The sequence below is a fragment of the Agrobacterium sp. lyk4-40-TYG-31 genome, from assembly GCF_030209855.1.
GTDB classification, from domain to species: Bacteria; Pseudomonadota; Alphaproteobacteria; order Rhizobiales; family Rhizobiaceae; genus Agrobacterium; species Agrobacterium vaccinii.
The window spans coordinates 129,168-144,674 of sequence record NZ_JARVRE010000005.1; the positions used below are offsets into that span (position 1 = coordinate 129,168).

A 15,507-nucleotide genomic window follows, 5' to 3' on the forward strand; every position below is an offset into this window, starting at 1 on the left:
CCGCTCAGCCAGCCTTGTCCAGGGCCTTCAACGCCGCCTGCACGAAACCGTCGCGGGTGGCGTTTTCGTTGAGGCCACGGGGTTCATAGACATGACGGTTCAGAAAATGGCCGGTCAGCTGAAAGGCTGCGGCGAGGCTTTCGCGGTCAGCGGCCTTGGAATGCTCCTGGCTCAGAAACGATGGCAACGACAGCATGCGCGAAGCATAAGGTGCACCCGCGGTGCGGCACACCGCCCTGCCCGTTTTCGGTGACACATAGACGAGATCGGTGCGCAGGCCGGTGGCTGCGCAAGCGCTGAGATCGAGCCCGAAACCGAGATCGTTCAGCACCGCCAGCTCGAAGCGCACGAAGAGTTCGCCAGCATCCGCCGGGTCCGACAGGTTTTCGAGAATCACATCCAGCGCTTCGAAGAGATGCGGGTGCGGGTCTCGCTCCGGCAGCAACCGCAGCAGGGCCGCCATCGCCTGAACACCGTAGACGGCGGTTGCCGTCTCCATCAACTGTGCAGCGCGCAGGCGGATAGGCTCGATGCGATATTCACCCAGATGGTCGTGCAGACGCGCCCGCCAGGTGACATCCACCCGGTTTCCGGGCTGCAAGACGGCCTGCATATTGCGGGAACGACCGGCACGCACGAGGCCGAGATAACGCCCACGCATGCGCGTCATCAACTCGGCGATCACGCTGGATTCGCCGTGACGTTTCACGCCCAGAATAATTGCATCGTCCTGCCACTGCATGGAATGTTTCGTCTATTGCACCTGAAGCAGCCACCATCATAGCCGATCCGGTGCAGAGATGCCTGGGTTTTCGTCAGCTCATGATACGCGTGACGAAGGCACGCAATTCCGCCTCGCCGAACGGTTTGTCGAGAAGATGCGAATCGACGAAATCGGGCGGAAAGCCGCTGGTGTCGCCATAACCGCTGACGAAACCGAAGGGTATGGAGAAATCTCTCAAATGACGTGCAAGTTCATAGCTCATGCCATCCGAAAGGCTGACGTCCAGAAGAACGCAATCGGGCTTCGCCCGCAGCAGCGCTTCCTTGGCCTGAAACAGTGTGGTCGCAATATCAATGGTCTTGACGCCCATGGATTGAAGGGAAGATTCCACATCCATCGCGACCAGATACTCGTCCTCCACGATGAGAACCCGTTGAGGCAACATATTTTATCTTTCTCTGGCTGCGGGCAATAACGCAGCAGCAAAAAATCCGTGACGTTCACGGAACCAATTCCTATGACATCGCAGATCGTCCGAAATACGTCATTTAAAAAAGACATATCAAAAAGATAGAGAATTACATCAGTAAATTCTAAATAAACGGTCTCAAATTGCGCAAATCGGCTTCCCACCCTGCGATTTGTGCCAGACCAGCGTCATCCAGAACGATGCACCCCTTGTCCGTCCAACGGATCAGATCCTTGTCGGCAAGTTTGCGCAAAGTCTTGTTGGTGTGGACGATGGAAAGACCCAGCGTATCGGCAACATGCTGCTGCGTGACGGGAATGGGCCCATCTTTCTCCAACAGCCCCACCCGCACGGCCTTGTCGTGCAGGAAGGCGAGCAGATAGGCCGCCCGCTCGATCGCCGTGCGCCGACCGATGCTGAGCAGATGGCTGTCCAGCATGCGTTCTTCACTGGCCGCAATCCAGGTGATGTCGTAGGCGAGCGACGGGTGGTCGGCAAACAGGCTGTTCAGCCGCCCGCGCTCGAACACGCAGAGCGTGATGGGCGACAGCGCCTCGACGGAATGCTGCATCTCACCCATAACAGTGCCCTGCAACCCGACGAGATCGCCCGGCATCAGATAGTTGAGGATTTGGCGACGGCCGTCTTCCAGCGTCTTGTAGCGGAAACCCCACCCCTGCAGGATCGTGTAGAGGTGGGCGCTGTGCGACCCTTCCATCAGCACGATGGCGCCCGGCTCTACCGACAGCTCGCCGGTTTTGAACCGGGAGACGAAATCCAGTTCCGGGGCCGAGAAGTCACGAAAATACTTCATGCCTCGCAGAGGGCATTGCTCGCAGGGCGTGGTGGAGGTGCCGTTTGGCTTCTTGGGCGACATGAGTATCCATGAACAACGAAATCGATAAGGCAATCATAGGCTTCACCCGGGCACCCCGGTCGGTTCCGTCGTGGATCGTCAGTTGCGCGGAAACTCGAGACCCATTTCACGGAAGCGCTCCGGGTCGTCGCCCCAGTTTTCACGCACTTTCACGAACAGGAACAGGTGGACTGTCTGCTCGAGAATAGCCGACAATTCCTTGCGCGAGGATGACGAGATCGCCTTGATGGCATCGCCGTTTTTGCCAAGAGCGATCTTCTTCTGGCTGTCGCGCTCGACATAGATGACCTGCTCGATGCGCACGGACCCGTCCTTACGCTCTTCCCACTTCTCGGTTTCGACGTGGGATGCGTAGGGCAGTTCCTGGTGAAGGCGTAGGAACAGCTTCTCGCGGGTAATTTCCGCAGCAAGCTGGCGCATAGGAAGATCGGAAATCTGATCTTCCGGGTAATACCAAGGACCCTCCGGCAACTCTTCGGAGAAATAGTTCATCAGGTCGTCGCAGCCGGAACCGTTGGTCGCCGAAATCATGAAGGTGCGGTCGAAAGCGACGATCTCGTTGGCATCGGACGCCAGCTTCAGCAAGTCCTCGCGCTGAACCTGATCGATCTTGTTCAGGCAGAGAATCTTCGTCTGCTTCACATCCTTCAGGCCTTCGAGGATCGTCTGTGCGTCGCCTTTCAGTCCGCGCTCGCTGTCGATCAGCAGCAGAATGATATCGGCGTCCTTGGCACCACCCCAGGCGGAGGTGACCATGGCGCGGTCCAGCCTGCGGCGCGGCTTAAAGATGCCGGGCGTGTCCATGAAGACGATCTGGGCGTTGTTGTGAATGGCGATGCCGCGCATCACGGCGCGTGTCGTCTGCACCTTGTGGCTGACGATGGACACCTTGGCGCCGACGAGGCGGTTGACCAGCGTCGATTTACCGGCATTGGTCGGGCCGATCAGCGCAACGAAACCGGAATGCGTCGGTCTGGTCTGCGCAGTCTCGTTACCATTATCGTCGGCCGGTGCGGCGTCGAATTCATTCTCGCTCATGGAGTATCCAATCAGTTTGCGGCAGAGGATTTCTGCCAAACGCCTTCGCGTTCTAATAGTCGTGTTGCGGCCACCTGCTCTGCGGCACGCTTGGAGCGATCGACGCCCGTTTCCGGCGCAACGCCGGGTACTTCCACCGTCACCGTGAAGCTTGGATCGTGATCCGGTCCGGTGCGGTCGTCAATCCTGTAAAGCGGGGTCACGGCAAATTTCGCGTGTGCCCACTCCTGCAATTCCGTCTTGGCGTCGCGGCGACCGGCATCGATGCTGGTGGCCCGCTTCTGCCAGTATTTCATAATGAACGCCCGTGCCGCTTCCAGCCCGCCATCCAGATAGATGGTCGCAATCAGGCTTTCCACCACGTCGGCGCGCACGTTGAGCATGGTCTTGCCCGTAAGCTTCTTCACATCGGCGCCGGTGCGGATGAAGGTGTGCAGACCCATCTCATCGGCAATCGCGGCACAAGAATCGGCGCTGACCAGCTGGTTCAGGCGAACCGAAAGCTCACCCTCGGATGCCGACCGGAATGTCGAAAACAGCAACTCGGCAACACAGAGGCCAAGAACGCGGTCCCCCAGAAACTCCAGCCGCTCGTAATTTCCAGCCTTGCCCGCATTGGCGCTCGCATGGGTCAAGGCCCGGTCAAGCCGGGCCTTTTCCTTGAACCTGTATCCGATGAGCGTTTCCAGTCGACCGATTTCTTCCATCGAAAGCGGTTTTGTCTTGCTCATTTGACAACCTTGAACAGGCGGTCCCAACGCATGTTGGCGGGCCACTCCCAAACGCGGCTGAACGGCGTGTCGTTGCCCAGCGAGAAGAAGATGACGCTTGCGCGACCAACCAGATTTTCAGCAGGCACGAAACCGACATCGAAACGGCTGTCCAGCGAGTTGTCGCGGTTGTCGCCCATCATGAAGTAATGGCCTTCAGGTACGATGAATTCGCGGGTGTTATCGCCACGCGAGTCCGGCGACTGGTCAAGCGTGTCGTAGGTCACGCCGTTGTCGAGCGTTTCGCGGAAGACGGGCACGTTTGCACCCGGGTCGGCGCGGTAATCGGAGGTGAAGACGCCATCGGCCTGCTTGGGCACGGGCTGACCATTGATCAGCAATACGCCGTTGGTGACCTGAATGCGGTCACCCGGAAGGCCGACGAGACGCTTGATGTAATCGACTTCAGGGTTCGGCGGCAGGCGAAAGACGACGACGTCGCCGCGCTTGGGCTCGCTGAACTCGAAGATACGCCCGGAAAACAGGTCCGGCGAAAACGGCAGCGAATATTTCGAATAGCCGTAGGAGAATTTATTGACGAACAGATAGTCGCCCACCAGAAGCGTCGGCATCATGGAGCCGGACGGAATGGTGAAAGGCTGGAAAAGCACCGTACGGATGACCATGGCCAGGAGCAACGCCTGCACGATGACCTTGACGTTTTCCCAAAGGGCGCTCTGCTTCTTTTCAGCTTTTTCGGACACTTAGAGACCTGCCTGCTCGTTCTTCAATTTCGACGGACTTCTCTAGAACCTTTCAAGGGTAAAGGGAAGCGTTTCCATCGCGCACCACCGGGCGAAACCACCGGAAGCATCGGAATTTCGCGTTATTTGGTTACCGGCAGCGCCTCGATGATCACAAAGGCCTGCGCATAAGGGAACTCATCCGTGATCGTCAGGTGAATGACGGCTTCGTGCCCCGCTGGCAAAAGCGTCTCCAGACGGTCCGCTGCGCCATTGGTCAGGCGCATCGTCGGCTTGCCGCTCGGCAGGTTGACCACGCCCATGTCCCGCCAGAAAACGCCCTGCGCCAGCCCGGTTCCCAGCGCCTTGGAGCAGGCTTCCTTGGCGGCGAAGCGCTTGGCATAGGAGGCCGCACGGTTTTTGCGCCTGTCCGACTTCGCCTGCTCGACGTCGGTGAAACAACGGTGGGTGAAGCGGTCGCCGAAACGCTCGATGGAGGTTTCGATACGCCTGATGTCGATGAGGTCGCTGCCCATGCCGATAATCATTCCGTCACACCCAAAATGGTTTTACGCTGCGCACTGTGCAGTGCCAGCTTGTCGTGCTGCTTCTTTCTGACACCGCTGATGATGGCGTAGACGCTGATATAGGCAACGATAGCCGAGAGAGCAGCGGGAATGAGCGCCCCGATCGTCATCGGCTCCAGCACAGGGCGCCAAAGCTGTAGGAAATTCATGTGGCTGAAAAGCGCAACGAAATCCACGTGCGACGACACGTTCTGGTCACTGCGACCGAGAATGAGGTGGCCAAGCTCCCATGTGGAAGCCCAGATCAACGGAAACGTCAGGGGATTTGCTAAGGTCGTGCCGAGAGCGGCAGCGACCAGATTGGCCCTGAAAATAAATCCAAGCGCCATGGCGATGATGATGTGGACACCGAGAAAGGGCGTCCATGCGACTGCCACGCCAATCGCCACTCCCGCCGCCACGGAATATGGGGATGCAGACAGCCGCACGAGCCTCAGCTTCAGATATCGAAGCGAACGGCGGAAACCCATGCGCGGCCACACAACGGCGCGTAATCTTTCAATGGGTCTGGCGGGTGTACGGCGACGAAACGGCATATTGCGAACTTATTGCATCGTTTCGATTACGCCAAGGGCGAAACCGCACGCTAACCCAGGAGCGCATATCGAACGCGCTCCCCAATGTCACATACCGACATAGCCGGTATGCATTTTTGCATTACTTGCGGAACATGCCGCGGTCGACTTCGCGCTGGCGGAATTCCAGATCGATACGCGATACCGAGTCGCTGAGGTAATCGAATTCACGTTCCTGCGTTGTCTTGCCACGAACAGCACGGGCGATCTTACGAAGCGGTCCAAACATTGTCTTTTCCTTTTCCAGTTGCATCGGCCACATCATCGGGTCTGTCCCGGCTGGCCTTTGCCTTGCTCTTGATTTCTGGAGTGAAGATAGTCCCGTTTGTCGCCGGTGACTACAGACAGGACAAGGCCGCTGCCATGCGCTGAATGCATAGCGGCGGCCTTCAGGCTCAATATTTGAGCAAAACTGCCTTAATCGAAGGCACGTTTGACGGTTGAGACGCAATCCAGGTCTTTGAGCTGTGACAGAAGCTGGTTCAGCTGCCGCAGGTCCCACACCTCGATATCGAGCGCCAGTTCGGAAAAATCGGTCCCGATGCGCACCATGTTGAGGCCGCGAATATTCACATCCAGCGTGGCGATGGATTGCGCGACCGAGGCCAGCGTGCCGGGCTCGTTCAGCGCATTGATCATCACCCGTGCCATGAACCGCGACTTGTTGGCCTCATCCAGATCCCAGCGCACGTCGATCCAGCGCTCCGGCTCGTCATCGAAGCGTTGCAATGCGGGCGACTGGATCGGGTAGATGGTGATCCCCTTGCCTTTTTCCATGATGCCGACAATACGGTCACCCGGCACGGCACCGGCGGCACCGAAATGCACCTCGACATTATCCGACAGGCCGCGAATGGGCAGCGGGTCGGGGCTTTCAAGCACTTCGGCAGCACCGTCGTCTTCCAGTACCGAGCGTGACTTGCCGGGTATCTTGAAGACCATGCCGGATGCGCTGCGCATATTGAACCAGCCGTCGTCGCCGGTCATCTTCACCGTGACGCGCTCATCCTGATAATCCGGGTAGACGGCGCGCAGCACGTCGAGCGAGGAGACCTCACCACGGCCAACAGCGGCAATCGCGTCTTCCACATCCTTCTGGGCCAGACGATGCAGCACGGGCTTGAGCCCTTCGCGCGAGAACGGCTTGCCCGCGCGCTCGAAAGTGCGCTCCAGAATACGGTAGCCGAGACCGGCATATTGCTTGCGAATGGCCATGCGTGTGGCACGGCGAATGGCGGAGCGCGCCTTGCCGGTCACCACCACCTCTTCCCACGCGGCAGGCGGAACCTGCACGCCGGAGCGGATGATCTCAACCTCGTCGCCATTGTTCAGGCGCGTGACCAGCGGCATGATCCGCCCGTTGATCTTGGCGCCAACGGTGGTATCGCCGATATTGGTGTGCACGGCATAGGCAAAGTCGATGGGCGTCGCACCGCGCGGCAGCGCAATCAGCTTGCCCTTCGGCGTAAAGCAGAACACCTGATCCTGGAACAGTTCGAGCTTGGTGTGCTCCAGAAACTCTTCCGGGCTGTCTCCGTCTGCCAGCGCCTCAATGGTGTGGCGCAGCCAGGAGTAAGCATTGGATTCGGGCGACAGCACATCGCCATCACCGATCTCCCCATCCTTGTAGAGGGAATGCGCGGCAATGCCGAATTCGGCAATTTCGTGCATGCGCTGGGTGCGAATCTGCAATTCGATACGCTGGCGCGAAGGACCGACGATGGTGGTGTGAATGGAGCGATAGTCGTTCTGCTTCGGCGTCGAGATATAATCCTTGAACCGTCCCGGGACCACACGCCAGCGCGTGTGGACGATGCCGAGTGCGCGGTAGCAGGCGGGAATATCCTGCACCAGAATGCGGAAGCCATAGACGTCGGATAGCTGCTCGAAGGACAGCGACTTCGACTGCATCTTGCGAAACACCGAATGCGGCTTCTTCTGGCGACCCTTGACGTAGGCACCCTCGACGCCATTGGCGAGCAGCAGCTCGCGCAATTCGTCTTCGATCTTCTTGATCAGGCCCTGATTGTGCTCTTCGAGGTCCTGAAGGCGCTTGGTCACCGTCGCGAACGCTTCGGGGTTGAGATAGCGGAAGGACAGGTCTTCCAGCTCGTCGCGCATGTCCTGCATGCCCATGCGTCCGGCTAGCGGCGCATAGATTTCCATCGTCTCTTCGGAAATCCGGCTGCGTTTGTCCTCCGGCATATGCTCCATGGTGCGCATATTGTGCAGCCGGTCTGCCAGCTTCACCAGGAGAACGCGCACGTCATCGGAAATGGCAAGCAGCAGCTTGCGCAGATTTTCGGCCTGCTTGGCTTTCTTGGTAACGAGATCGAGTTTCTTGAGCTTTGTCAGCCCTTCCACGAGGCGACCGATATCTTCGCCGAAAAGATCATCGATTTCCGCGCGCGTGGCGCTGGTATCTTCGATTGTGTCATGCAGCAACGCGACCGCGATGGTCGATTCGTCCAGATGCATTTCGGTGAGGATGGCCGCGACTTCGAGCGGATGCGAAATATAGGGGTCGCCGTTGGCGCGCTTCTGCTGGCCGTGCTTTTGCATGGCGTAGACATAGGCCTTGTTCAACAAGGCCTCATTGGCTTCAGGCTTGTATTTTTGAACCCGTTCGACGAGTTCGTACTGTCGCATCATGTATGGGATGCCCCGAAAAAAAAGCGCGCCGATCTGGACCGGCGCACATTGCTGCATAATCTGGGTTCAGATTATGACGACAAAGCTTTACAGAGCGTAACCGGTCCCTGCCCGGCTGCGCGTCGGCAAAATCAATAGTCGTCGTTCTTTTCCGGCGGCACAAGGCCTTCGATGCCAGCGAGAAGATCTTCTTCCGACATCTGGTCGAAGTTGACGGTCTCGGGAGCGTCGTCGTCTTCTGCGTCGCTGGAAGAACCGGCAGCCGCGATCGAAACCGGATCGGGCTCTGGCTCGTCCACTTCCACATGCTTCTGCAGCGAGTGGATCAGGTCTTCCTTCAGGTCGTCTGGCGACAGCGTTTCGTCGGCGATTTCGCGCAGCGCAACGACAGGGTTCTTGTCGTTGTCGCGATCGATGGTGATCTGCGACCCCTGCGAAATCTGGCGCGCACGGTGGCTGGCCAACAGAACCAGTTCGAAGCGGTTGTCTACTTTATCAATGCAATCTTCTACGGTGACACGGGCCATTGCCTGTCCTTTGCGGTCTTAATGTCGCGGATTACCCGTCCCGATACAGGCATTGGCCAAAGATTTCAAGTTTTTCCTGTTCAGGGCGTTTAAGAGGCGCTTTCTATGTCGAATTCATACAATTGGATTAAACTTTCCACATAATTTCCATGGGGGGCTGGACGGCGGAACTATGACGCTTATATGAATGCTTAATAATGTACCGTATGAAGCGCTGATATTCGCTAAGCCGATACTGTTTGAATTACTGGCGGTCGTTCGCCAAGGGAGGATTTTGTTTCAATGTTTGATCCACGCGAAAAAATTGCGCTCTTTATCGATGGCGCCAACCTTTACGCCGCATCTAAAAGCCTCGGTTTTGATATCGATTATCGCAAACTTTTGAAGGCATTCCAGAAGCGCGGCTACCTCTTGCGCGCCTATTATTACACGGCGCTGATCGAAGATCAGGAATATTCCTCGATTCGCCCGTTGATCGACTGGTTGGACTATAATGGTTACAAGGTCGTGACGAAGCCCGCCAAGGAATTCACCGATGCGATGGGCCGCCGCAAGATCAAGGGCAACATGGATATCGAGCTTGCCGTTGATGCCATGGAACAGTCCGAGACCGTCGATCACCTCGTTCTCTTCTCTGGCGATGGCGATTTCACCACGCTGGTCGATGCGCTTCAGCGCCGTGGCCGCAAGGTGTCCGTGATCTCCACAATGTCGACGCAGCCACCGATGATTGCCGACGATTTGCGCCGCCAAGCCGACCACTTCATCGACCTGTTGTCGCTCAAGGCAGAAATCGGTCGCGACCCGAGCGAACGTGCGCACCGCGTTGTCGAGAATACCGAATCGGTCGAGTAAACCTTTCCACCACATCTGAAACTTGAACGCGAGGCCCACCAGGGCTTCGCGTTTTGCTTTGTGGTTCGACGTTATTATATAAGCAATCTTGAAAACTTAGCACTTCATTAAGTATAAAAGTATTCATTACGCCTGGACTAGACGCGGTGGGGATCGCGTTTCGAAAATCAGGGGTTACGACATGAGTGGACAACAGGCCGGACATCAACTTTCGGAAAGGCTTGCGTTTTTGGGTCTTGGCCCGGAGCAAAAGAAAAACCTGGCTGCGTTGAAGCCCGCCATCGTCGCCTCGCTAAGCGGCTCACTGGACGATTTCTACACCAAGGCCCGCGCCGTTCCCGACACCGCGAAATTCTTCGCCAACGAAGCGCATATCCAGCACGCCAAATCCATGCAGATCAAGCACTGGTCGCGCATCGCATCCGCCTCGTTCGACAGCGAGTACACTTCCGCCGTCACCGCCATCGGTCGCACCCATGCGCGTCTCGGCCTTGAGCCGCGCTGGTACATCGGCGGCTATGCGCTTATTCTCGAAGGCATCATCAAGGCCGTCGTAGACGCGCAGCTCAAGGGCTTCATGTTCGAAAAGAAGGGCAAGCAGGTCGCTAAAGACATCACCGTTGCGGTCAAGGCAGCCCTTCTTGACATGGATTATTCGATCTCGGTCTATCTGGAAGCCCTTGCTGAAGAGCGCGCTGCATCCGAGTTGGAACAGCAGCGCATGAAGCAGGAGCAGCAACAGGTCCTGTCACTTCTGAACACAGCGCTGAACCACATGGCGCAGGGCGACCTGACTTCACGCATGGACGGCGATCTTGCAGCGGAATTCGATGGTCTGAAGACCAATTTCAACACTGCCCTTGCCAAGCTGTCCGGCGCCTTCTCCGAAATCGTTGAGGAATCGCACAAGATTTCGGCCAACACCCGAGAGCTGACATCTTCCACCGATGACATGGCGCGCCGCACCGAGCAACAGGCAGCCTCTCTGGAGCAGACCGCCGCAGCACTTGAGCAGATCACCACCATCTCCAGACAATCCGCGCAGCGTACCGAACAGGCGCAGGATATCGTGAAAAGCTCTGCAGAGGAGGCCGCGCGCTCCCGCCACATCGTGACGGAAGCCGTGGAAGCCATGAGTGCCATCGAGCACTCCTCGCAGAAAATCACCCAGATCGTCAGCGTCATCGATGAAATCGCCTTTCAGACCAATCTTCTCGCACTGAATGCAGGCGTTGAAGCCGCACGTGCCGGTGAAGCGGGCAAGGGCTTCGCTGTGGTCGCGCAGGAAGTGCGAGAACTCGCCCAGCGTTCCGCAAATGCTGCCAAGGAAATCCGTGTCCTGATCGACAAGTCCTCGCAGGATGTCGCAAACGGCGTATCGCTGGTCAGCCGCACGGGTGAAGCGCTCAACTCCATCGGCGGCAAGGTGGACCATATTCAGGACCACATCGGCGCCATCACCCAGGCGGTGCAGGAGCAGGCGATGGGCATTCAGGAAATCAATTCCGCCATTGCCAGCATGGATCAATTGACCCAGCAGAACGCCGCCATGGTGGAAGAAACCAACGCCGCAACGCATGGTCTGAGCGACATCAGCAGCAATCTCGCAGCCCTCGTCAGCCGGTTCAACGTGCAGAAATCCATGCGCCACCAGCAGGCGGTCTACCGCGCCGCATAGCCCCACAGGCCTTGCCCGGGAACGGAAAAACGCCGATGCGGTTGTGGACACCGCACCGGCGTTTTTTTCGTTCCGAATGCGAGATCATCAACATGACGATATGACCCCAATCAATTGATTGAGCACATTCTTTTTTTCTTATGCGATTGGATTAAACTATTGTATCAAATGAGCCGAACGATCGGCTGCTTCGGGCCGGCACGTCAGTGATGGCTCCAATTTTCAAAGGCCCATGGAAGGTATCTCGTCCAAAGAACAGCGCCGCTTGGCTGCACTCGATAGCTACAATGTTCTTGATACACCGCGAGAGCAGGATTTCGACGACCTCGCGTTACTGGCCTCCACCATTTGCGACACGCCGATCGCAGTCGTCAACCTCATTGGCGATGGCAGGCAGTTCTTCAAGGCCGAGGTTGGTTTGGGCGTTCGCGAAACACCGTTGGACACGTCGTTTTGTGCCCGCGCCATTCTCGAAGACGATTTTCTGGTCATTCCCGATGCGACCCGCGATGCGCGCTTCCAGACCAATCCGTTGGTCACTGGCGAGCCCCACATCCGTTTTTACGCCGGTGCGCTTCTGAAGTCTGATGACGGGCTTCCAATCGGCACCATTTGCGTTCTGGGCCACGAGCCGAAAGACATTACCGACGCCCAGCAGAATGCGTTGAAAGCGCTGGCGCGGCAGGTCATGTCGCACTTGGAGCTGCGCCGCACCCTGCAAAGCGCGACGTATGATCTCGCGCTGGAGCGTCGCCTTTCCGCAAAGCGCCAGCTGCGCGTCAGCAAGGTGGGTGCCAAGAACGAGGAGTTGCGGGTCAACCACGAACGCTCCAAGGCGGCCCATGATGCGGGCCAGATCGGCATTTTCGAAATCGATATCGAAACGAACGAAGCTATCGTCTCCGAAGAGTTCTGCCGCATTTTCGGCGTGCCGGAACAGCCGAGTTACGATTCGTCCGTTTTCGAAAAGCTCGTTGTCGATACCGACCGCAAAACGGCATCTGAAACCACTAGCCGGATATCGGCGACAGCGCAGCTCAGCGTCGAATATCGCATTCGTCGTGGCAGCGACCAGCGTGTTCGCTGGGTAGCGCGGCGCGCGCAGTTCATTCTGGATGACCGCGGAATACCGGTGAAGATGATCGGCGTCATCATCGACATCACCGATTCCAAGCGCAAGGATGCCCGAATCGCCGCCCTGTTGACGCTGGGTGACAGATTGCGCGCGGGCAAGACTGTTCAGGACATTTCGCGCATCGCGTCTGAGATTCTGGCGGAAGGCCTTGCCGTCAATCGCTCCGGTTATGCAACTGTCAATTCGGCGACCGATAGCCTGTTCGTGGAGTTCAACTGGCTTGCCGCGGAGGCACAGTCCATTGCCGGACATCACAAACTCACCGATTTTCAGGCAACGATGAAGCGTCTGGAAATCGGCGACACGCTGGCCGTACCCAATATCAACGCCGCCAGTTGGCTGGATAGCGATGCCTCAGGCTATGCGGAGATGGGCGTTCGCTCCTTCGTCAAGGTGCCGATCATTGACCGTGGCGCGCTCGTCGGCATTCTCTTTGCGCATGATGCCAAGCCCCGTTTCTGGAGCAAGCTGGAACTCGATTTTGCCTGGGGCGTTGCGGACCGCGCCTATGCCGCGATTGCAAGGCTGAATGCCGAGTCGGAGCAGCGCATCCTCAATCAGGAACTCAGCCACCGCCTGAAAAACACGCTGTCCATCGTCCAGGCCATTGCCGCCCAGACGCTGCGCAACGTCACGGAAAAGGACGCCGTCGCCGCCTTCAACGGTCGGCTTCAGGCTCTCAGCTCCGCTCACAACGTGCTGCTCCAGCAATCCTGGTCGACGGCGCGCCTGCGCGAAGTCATCGGCAGGGTCATGCATCTCCACGCCGGAGATGGGAAAGTCGTTATGTCGGGCCCGGAAGTGCCGCTTGGCCCCAAGGCCGGGCTATCGCTTTCGCTTCTGCTGCACGAACTCGGCACCAACGCCATCAAATACGGTGCGCTCTCGACCGATGCCGGTCTGGTCGACATTAGCTGGCACGTCTCTGATGATTCCGAAAAGCCGATCCTGACCCTGAAATGGGAAGAAAAAGGCGGCCCGCCCGCCTCAGAACCCGAACGCCGTGGCTTCGGCTCCCGCCTCATCCGCATGGGTATTGCCGGAACGGGTGATGTGGAGAAAAACTTTTCGCCAAGTGGCCTGATCGCGACGTTCCGCGCGCCATTGTCGCTGGTCATGGAACTGGGCGAGTAGGCTCAAGGTTCAGTGCCGATGCCTTTGGCTGTTACGACAAAGGCTTAACATCAGTCAGAGAGCGTACGCGGCCAGCGTGAGTAAACGCCACCCTATCAGGCAGCGCCACCCTTCATCAAACGCGATTTCTGACGATTCCAGTCGCGTTCTTTTTCCGTCTCGCGCTTGTCGTGCAGCTTTTTACCCTTGGCCAGCGCCAGCTCCAGCTTTGCACGGCCCTTGTCGTTAAAGTAGATTTTCAACGGCACCAGCGTCATGCCTTCGCGGTTGATGCCCACGCGCATGCGATGGATTTCGCGCTTGGACAGCAGCAGCTTGCGGCGACGGCGCGGCTCGTGGTTGAAACGATTGGCTTGAAGATATTCCGGCAGATGGGAATTGATCAGCCAGATCTCGTTGCCTTCATCCGACGCATAGGATTCGGCAATGTTCGCCTTGCCATCGCGCAGGGATTTAACCTCAGTGCCCGTCAGAACAATGCCAGCCTCGTAGGTATCGAGGATTTCATAATTGAAGCGGGCCTTGCGGTTTTCCGCAACAACCTTGTTCACAACGCGCTGACTGCCTTTAGGGGCCATTTCTTAATCCGTCTTTTATTCGTCCGCAATGATTTGCGGTTCGGCCCCTATGTAGTGGCTAAGGCACCGAAAGTGAAGGTGCGCCGTTGCCAGCGCACCTCGGGTTCATCTCAATTGATCAGGCCCGCATGTTTCAGTGCGGCATCAATGGCCGCTTCCGTCGCAGGCTCAAGTGTATCCATCAACGGCGAGCGCACCTTGCGGCTGACATTGCGACTGCGCGCCAGCGCGTATTTCGTGCCGCAGACACCGGGCTCCATGAAGATCGCCTTGTGCAACGGCATCAGGCGATCCTGATACTCCAGCGCCAGCGCGTAGTTTCCGGCCAGCATCGCCGCCTGAAACTCGGCACACAGACGCGGCGCAACGTTTGCCGTCACCGAAATGCAGCCCACGCCGCCATGAGCGTTGAAGCCCAGCGCCGTGCCATCTTCGCCCGAAAGCTGAATGAAATCAGGGCCGCAGGTGATGCGCTGTTCCGAAACGCGGTCCAGCTTGCCGGTTGCGTCTTTTACACCAACGATGTTCTTATGCGCCTTGACCAGCGCACCCATCGTTTCCGGCGTCATATCGATGACCGAACGCGGCGGGATGTTGTAGATCACGATGGGCAGCGTCACGGCCTCGGCGATTGCCGAAAAATGCGCAAACAGGCCCTTCTGCGTCGGCTTGTTATAGTAAGGCGTGACGACCAGCAGCGCGTCTGCGCCCACTTCCTGCGCATGCAGGCCGAGCTCTATCGCTTCGTGGGTGTTGTTGGAGCCTGCACCGGCGATGACCGGAACCCGTTTACCCGCCGTTTCCACGCACAGTTCAACGACTCGTTTGTGCTCGTCGTGAGACAAGGTCGGGGATTCCCCGGTTGTCCCGACGGGCACGAGGCCGCTGCTGCCTTCGGCAATCTGCCACTCCACATGGGCGGCAAACGCCGTTTCGTCCACTGCGCCTTGCGCGGTGAACGGCGTAATGAGGGCGGGAATGGATCCCTTGAACATGCAATACTCCTTGCGGTGAGCCAGTCCATGCTTCAGCCGCATTCCATGGTTAAAACGTCGTCACATTAAAGCGGGCCCACGCTACCGACAAGCTGTTAACGATGCCTTTTGATGTGCGAAACACAAATAGTTTCAGGCTTCACAGCATCGACAGCGCCGCGCCCGCCAATGATGGTTCAGACGCCCGTACACGCCGTTTCTGACCGAAATTTGATCAGCACCGGCCTTCG

General features: G+C 57.8%; 16 protein-coding genes. 3 read left to right on the forward strand and 13 right to left on the reverse strand.

The annotated features are described in order from the left end of the window. Positions 1-4: 4 nt before the first annotated feature. The 11 genes from recO to rpoZ all read right to left on the reverse strand — a co-directional run bounded on the left by recO (position 5) and on the right by rpoZ (position 8,902). The gene (gene recO / locus QRN55_RS10920) at positions 5-742 is read right to left on the reverse strand and encodes a DNA repair protein RecO (protein ID WP_233122950.1); all 738 of its coding nucleotides are present in this window, start codon (positions 740-742) and stop codon (positions 5-7) included. A 73-nt stretch (positions 743-815) separates the two neighbouring features. After that, positions 816-1,169, reverse strand: a complete 354-nt coding sequence (locus tag QRN55_RS10925; RefSeq protein WP_111841619.1) for a response regulator — start codon at positions 1,167-1,169, stop codon at positions 816-818. Between the two features lie 148 nt (positions 1,170-1,317). Beyond that, on the reverse strand, positions 1,318-2,070 hold the full coding sequence (locus tag QRN55_RS10930; protein ID WP_111841618.1) for a Crp/Fnr family transcriptional regulator: 753 nt from the start codon (positions 2,068-2,070) through the stop codon (positions 1,318-1,320). A gap of 78 nt (positions 2,071-2,148) precedes the next feature. Beyond that, positions 2,149-3,108: a GTPase Era gene (era, locus tag QRN55_RS10935; protein WP_284776720.1), complete on the reverse strand. Its 960-nt coding sequence runs from the start codon at positions 3,106-3,108 to the stop codon at positions 2,149-2,151. A gap of 11 nt (positions 3,109-3,119) precedes the next feature. Further along, positions 3,120-3,839, reverse strand: a complete 720-nt coding sequence (rnc, locus tag QRN55_RS10940) for a ribonuclease III (protein WP_111841616.1) — start codon at positions 3,837-3,839, stop codon at positions 3,120-3,122. Next, positions 3,836-4,582 (reverse strand): signal peptidase I, encoded by a 747-nt coding sequence (gene lepB / locus QRN55_RS10945; protein WP_284776721.1) that lies wholly within the window; start codon positions 4,580-4,582, stop codon positions 3,836-3,838. The genes rnc and lepB overlap by 4 nt, the downstream gene beginning before the upstream one ends. Positions 4,583-4,704: 122 nt before the next feature. After that, entirely contained in the window at positions 4,705-5,109 is a 405-nt protein-coding gene (gene acpS / locus QRN55_RS10950; protein WP_284776722.1) for a holo-ACP synthase, read from the reverse strand. After that, positions 5,106-5,618 (reverse strand): DUF2062 domain-containing protein, encoded by a 513-nt coding sequence (locus QRN55_RS10955; RefSeq protein ID WP_284776723.1) that lies wholly within the window; start codon positions 5,616-5,618, stop codon positions 5,106-5,108. The genes acpS and QRN55_RS10955 overlap by 4 nt, the downstream gene beginning before the upstream one ends. A gap of 187 nt (positions 5,619-5,805) precedes the next feature. Next, positions 5,806-5,952, reverse strand: coding sequence for a DUF3563 domain-containing protein (locus QRN55_RS10960; protein WP_077106133.1), 147 nt, complete (start codon positions 5,950-5,952; stop codon positions 5,806-5,808). Between the two features lie 188 nt (positions 5,953-6,140). Continuing rightward, the gene (locus QRN55_RS10965) at positions 6,141-8,375 is read right to left on the reverse strand and encodes a RelA/SpoT family protein (RefSeq protein WP_111841653.1); all 2,235 of its coding nucleotides are present in this window, start codon (positions 8,373-8,375) and stop codon (positions 6,141-6,143) included. Between the two features lie 131 nt (positions 8,376-8,506). Next, positions 8,507-8,902, reverse strand: a complete 396-nt coding sequence (gene rpoZ / locus QRN55_RS10970) for a DNA-directed RNA polymerase subunit omega (protein ID WP_111841612.1) — start codon at positions 8,900-8,902, stop codon at positions 8,507-8,509. Between the two features lie 282 nt (positions 8,903-9,184). Here rpoZ and QRN55_RS10975 point away from each other — a divergent pair, with 282 nt between their 5' ends. The 3 genes from QRN55_RS10975 to QRN55_RS10985 all read left to right on the forward strand — a co-directional run bounded on the left by QRN55_RS10975 (position 9,185) and on the right by QRN55_RS10985 (position 13,704). After that, positions 9,185-9,757 carry a LabA-like NYN domain-containing protein gene (locus tag QRN55_RS10975; protein WP_062452507.1) on the forward strand — a complete coding sequence of 191 codons (573 nt, stop codon included), beginning with the start codon at positions 9,185-9,187 and terminating at the stop codon, positions 9,755-9,757. A 181-nt stretch (positions 9,758-9,938) separates the two neighbouring features. Then, a complete protein-coding gene (locus QRN55_RS10980; protein WP_284776724.1) occupies positions 9,939-11,435 on the forward strand; it encodes a methyl-accepting chemotaxis protein in 1,497 nt (498 codons plus the stop codon). 265 nt (positions 11,436-11,700) lie between these two features. Continuing rightward, the gene (locus tag QRN55_RS10985) at positions 11,701-13,704 is read left to right on the forward strand and encodes an HWE histidine kinase domain-containing protein (protein WP_502871312.1); all 2,004 of its coding nucleotides are present in this window, start codon (positions 11,701-11,703) and stop codon (positions 13,702-13,704) included. 95 nt (positions 13,705-13,799) lie between these two features. On the opposite strand, the gene smpB is transcribed toward QRN55_RS10985, so the two are convergent. Next, positions 13,800-14,282 (reverse strand): SsrA-binding protein SmpB, encoded by a 483-nt coding sequence (gene smpB / locus QRN55_RS10990; protein WP_111841609.1) that lies wholly within the window; start codon positions 14,280-14,282, stop codon positions 13,800-13,802. Between the two features lie 110 nt (positions 14,283-14,392). Next, positions 14,393-15,277, reverse strand: a complete 885-nt coding sequence (gene dapA, locus QRN55_RS10995) for a 4-hydroxy-tetrahydrodipicolinate synthase (protein ID WP_284776726.1) — start codon at positions 15,275-15,277, stop codon at positions 14,393-14,395. Positions 15,278-15,507 lie beyond the last annotated feature (230 nt).

Bases quoted from the DNA above. Each gene is read 5' to 3' on its own strand.
- recO (WP_233122950.1), bottom strand. From the start codon at position 742: ATGCAGTGGCAGGACGATGCAATTATTCTGGGCGTGAAACGTCACGGC.
- QRN55_RS10925 (WP_111841619.1), bottom strand. From the start codon at position 1,169: ATGTTGCCTCAACGGGTTCTCATCGTGGAGGACGAGTATCTGGTCGCG.
- QRN55_RS10930 (WP_111841618.1), bottom strand. From the start codon at position 2,070: ATGTCGCCCAAGAAGCCAAACGGCACCTCCACCACGCCCTGCGAGCAA.
- era (WP_284776720.1), bottom strand. From the start codon at position 3,108: ATGAGCGAGAATGAATTCGACGCCGCACCGGCCGACGATAATGGTAAC.
- rnc (WP_111841616.1), bottom strand. From the start codon at position 3,839: ATGAGCAAGACAAAACCGCTTTCGATGGAAGAAATCGGTCGACTGGAA.
- acpS (WP_284776722.1), bottom strand. From the start codon at position 5,109: ATGATTATCGGCATGGGCAGCGACCTCATCGACATCAGGCGTATCGAA.
- QRN55_RS10955 (WP_284776723.1), bottom strand. From the start codon at position 5,618: ATGGGTTTCCGCCGTTCGCTTCGATATCTGAAGCTGAGGCTCGTGCGG.
- QRN55_RS10960 (WP_077106133.1), bottom strand. From the start codon at position 5,952: ATGTTTGGACCGCTTCGTAAGATCGCCCGTGCTGTTCGTGGCAAGACA.
- QRN55_RS10965 (WP_111841653.1), bottom strand. From the start codon at position 8,375: ATGATGCGACAGTACGAACTCGTCGAACGGGTTCAAAAATACAAGCCT.
- rpoZ (WP_111841612.1), bottom strand. From the start codon at position 8,902: ATGGCCCGTGTCACCGTAGAAGATTGCATTGATAAAGTAGACAACCGC.
- QRN55_RS10975 (WP_062452507.1), top strand. From the start codon at position 9,185: ATGTTTGATCCACGCGAAAAAATTGCGCTCTTTATCGATGGCGCCAAC.
- QRN55_RS10980 (WP_284776724.1), top strand. From the start codon at position 9,939: ATGAGTGGACAACAGGCCGGACATCAACTTTCGGAAAGGCTTGCGTTT.
- smpB (WP_111841609.1), bottom strand. From the start codon at position 14,282: ATGGCCCCTAAAGGCAGTCAGCGCGTTGTGAACAAGGTTGTTGCGGAA.
- dapA (WP_284776726.1), bottom strand. From the start codon at position 15,277: ATGTTCAAGGGATCCATTCCCGCCCTCATTACGCCGTTCACCGCGCAA.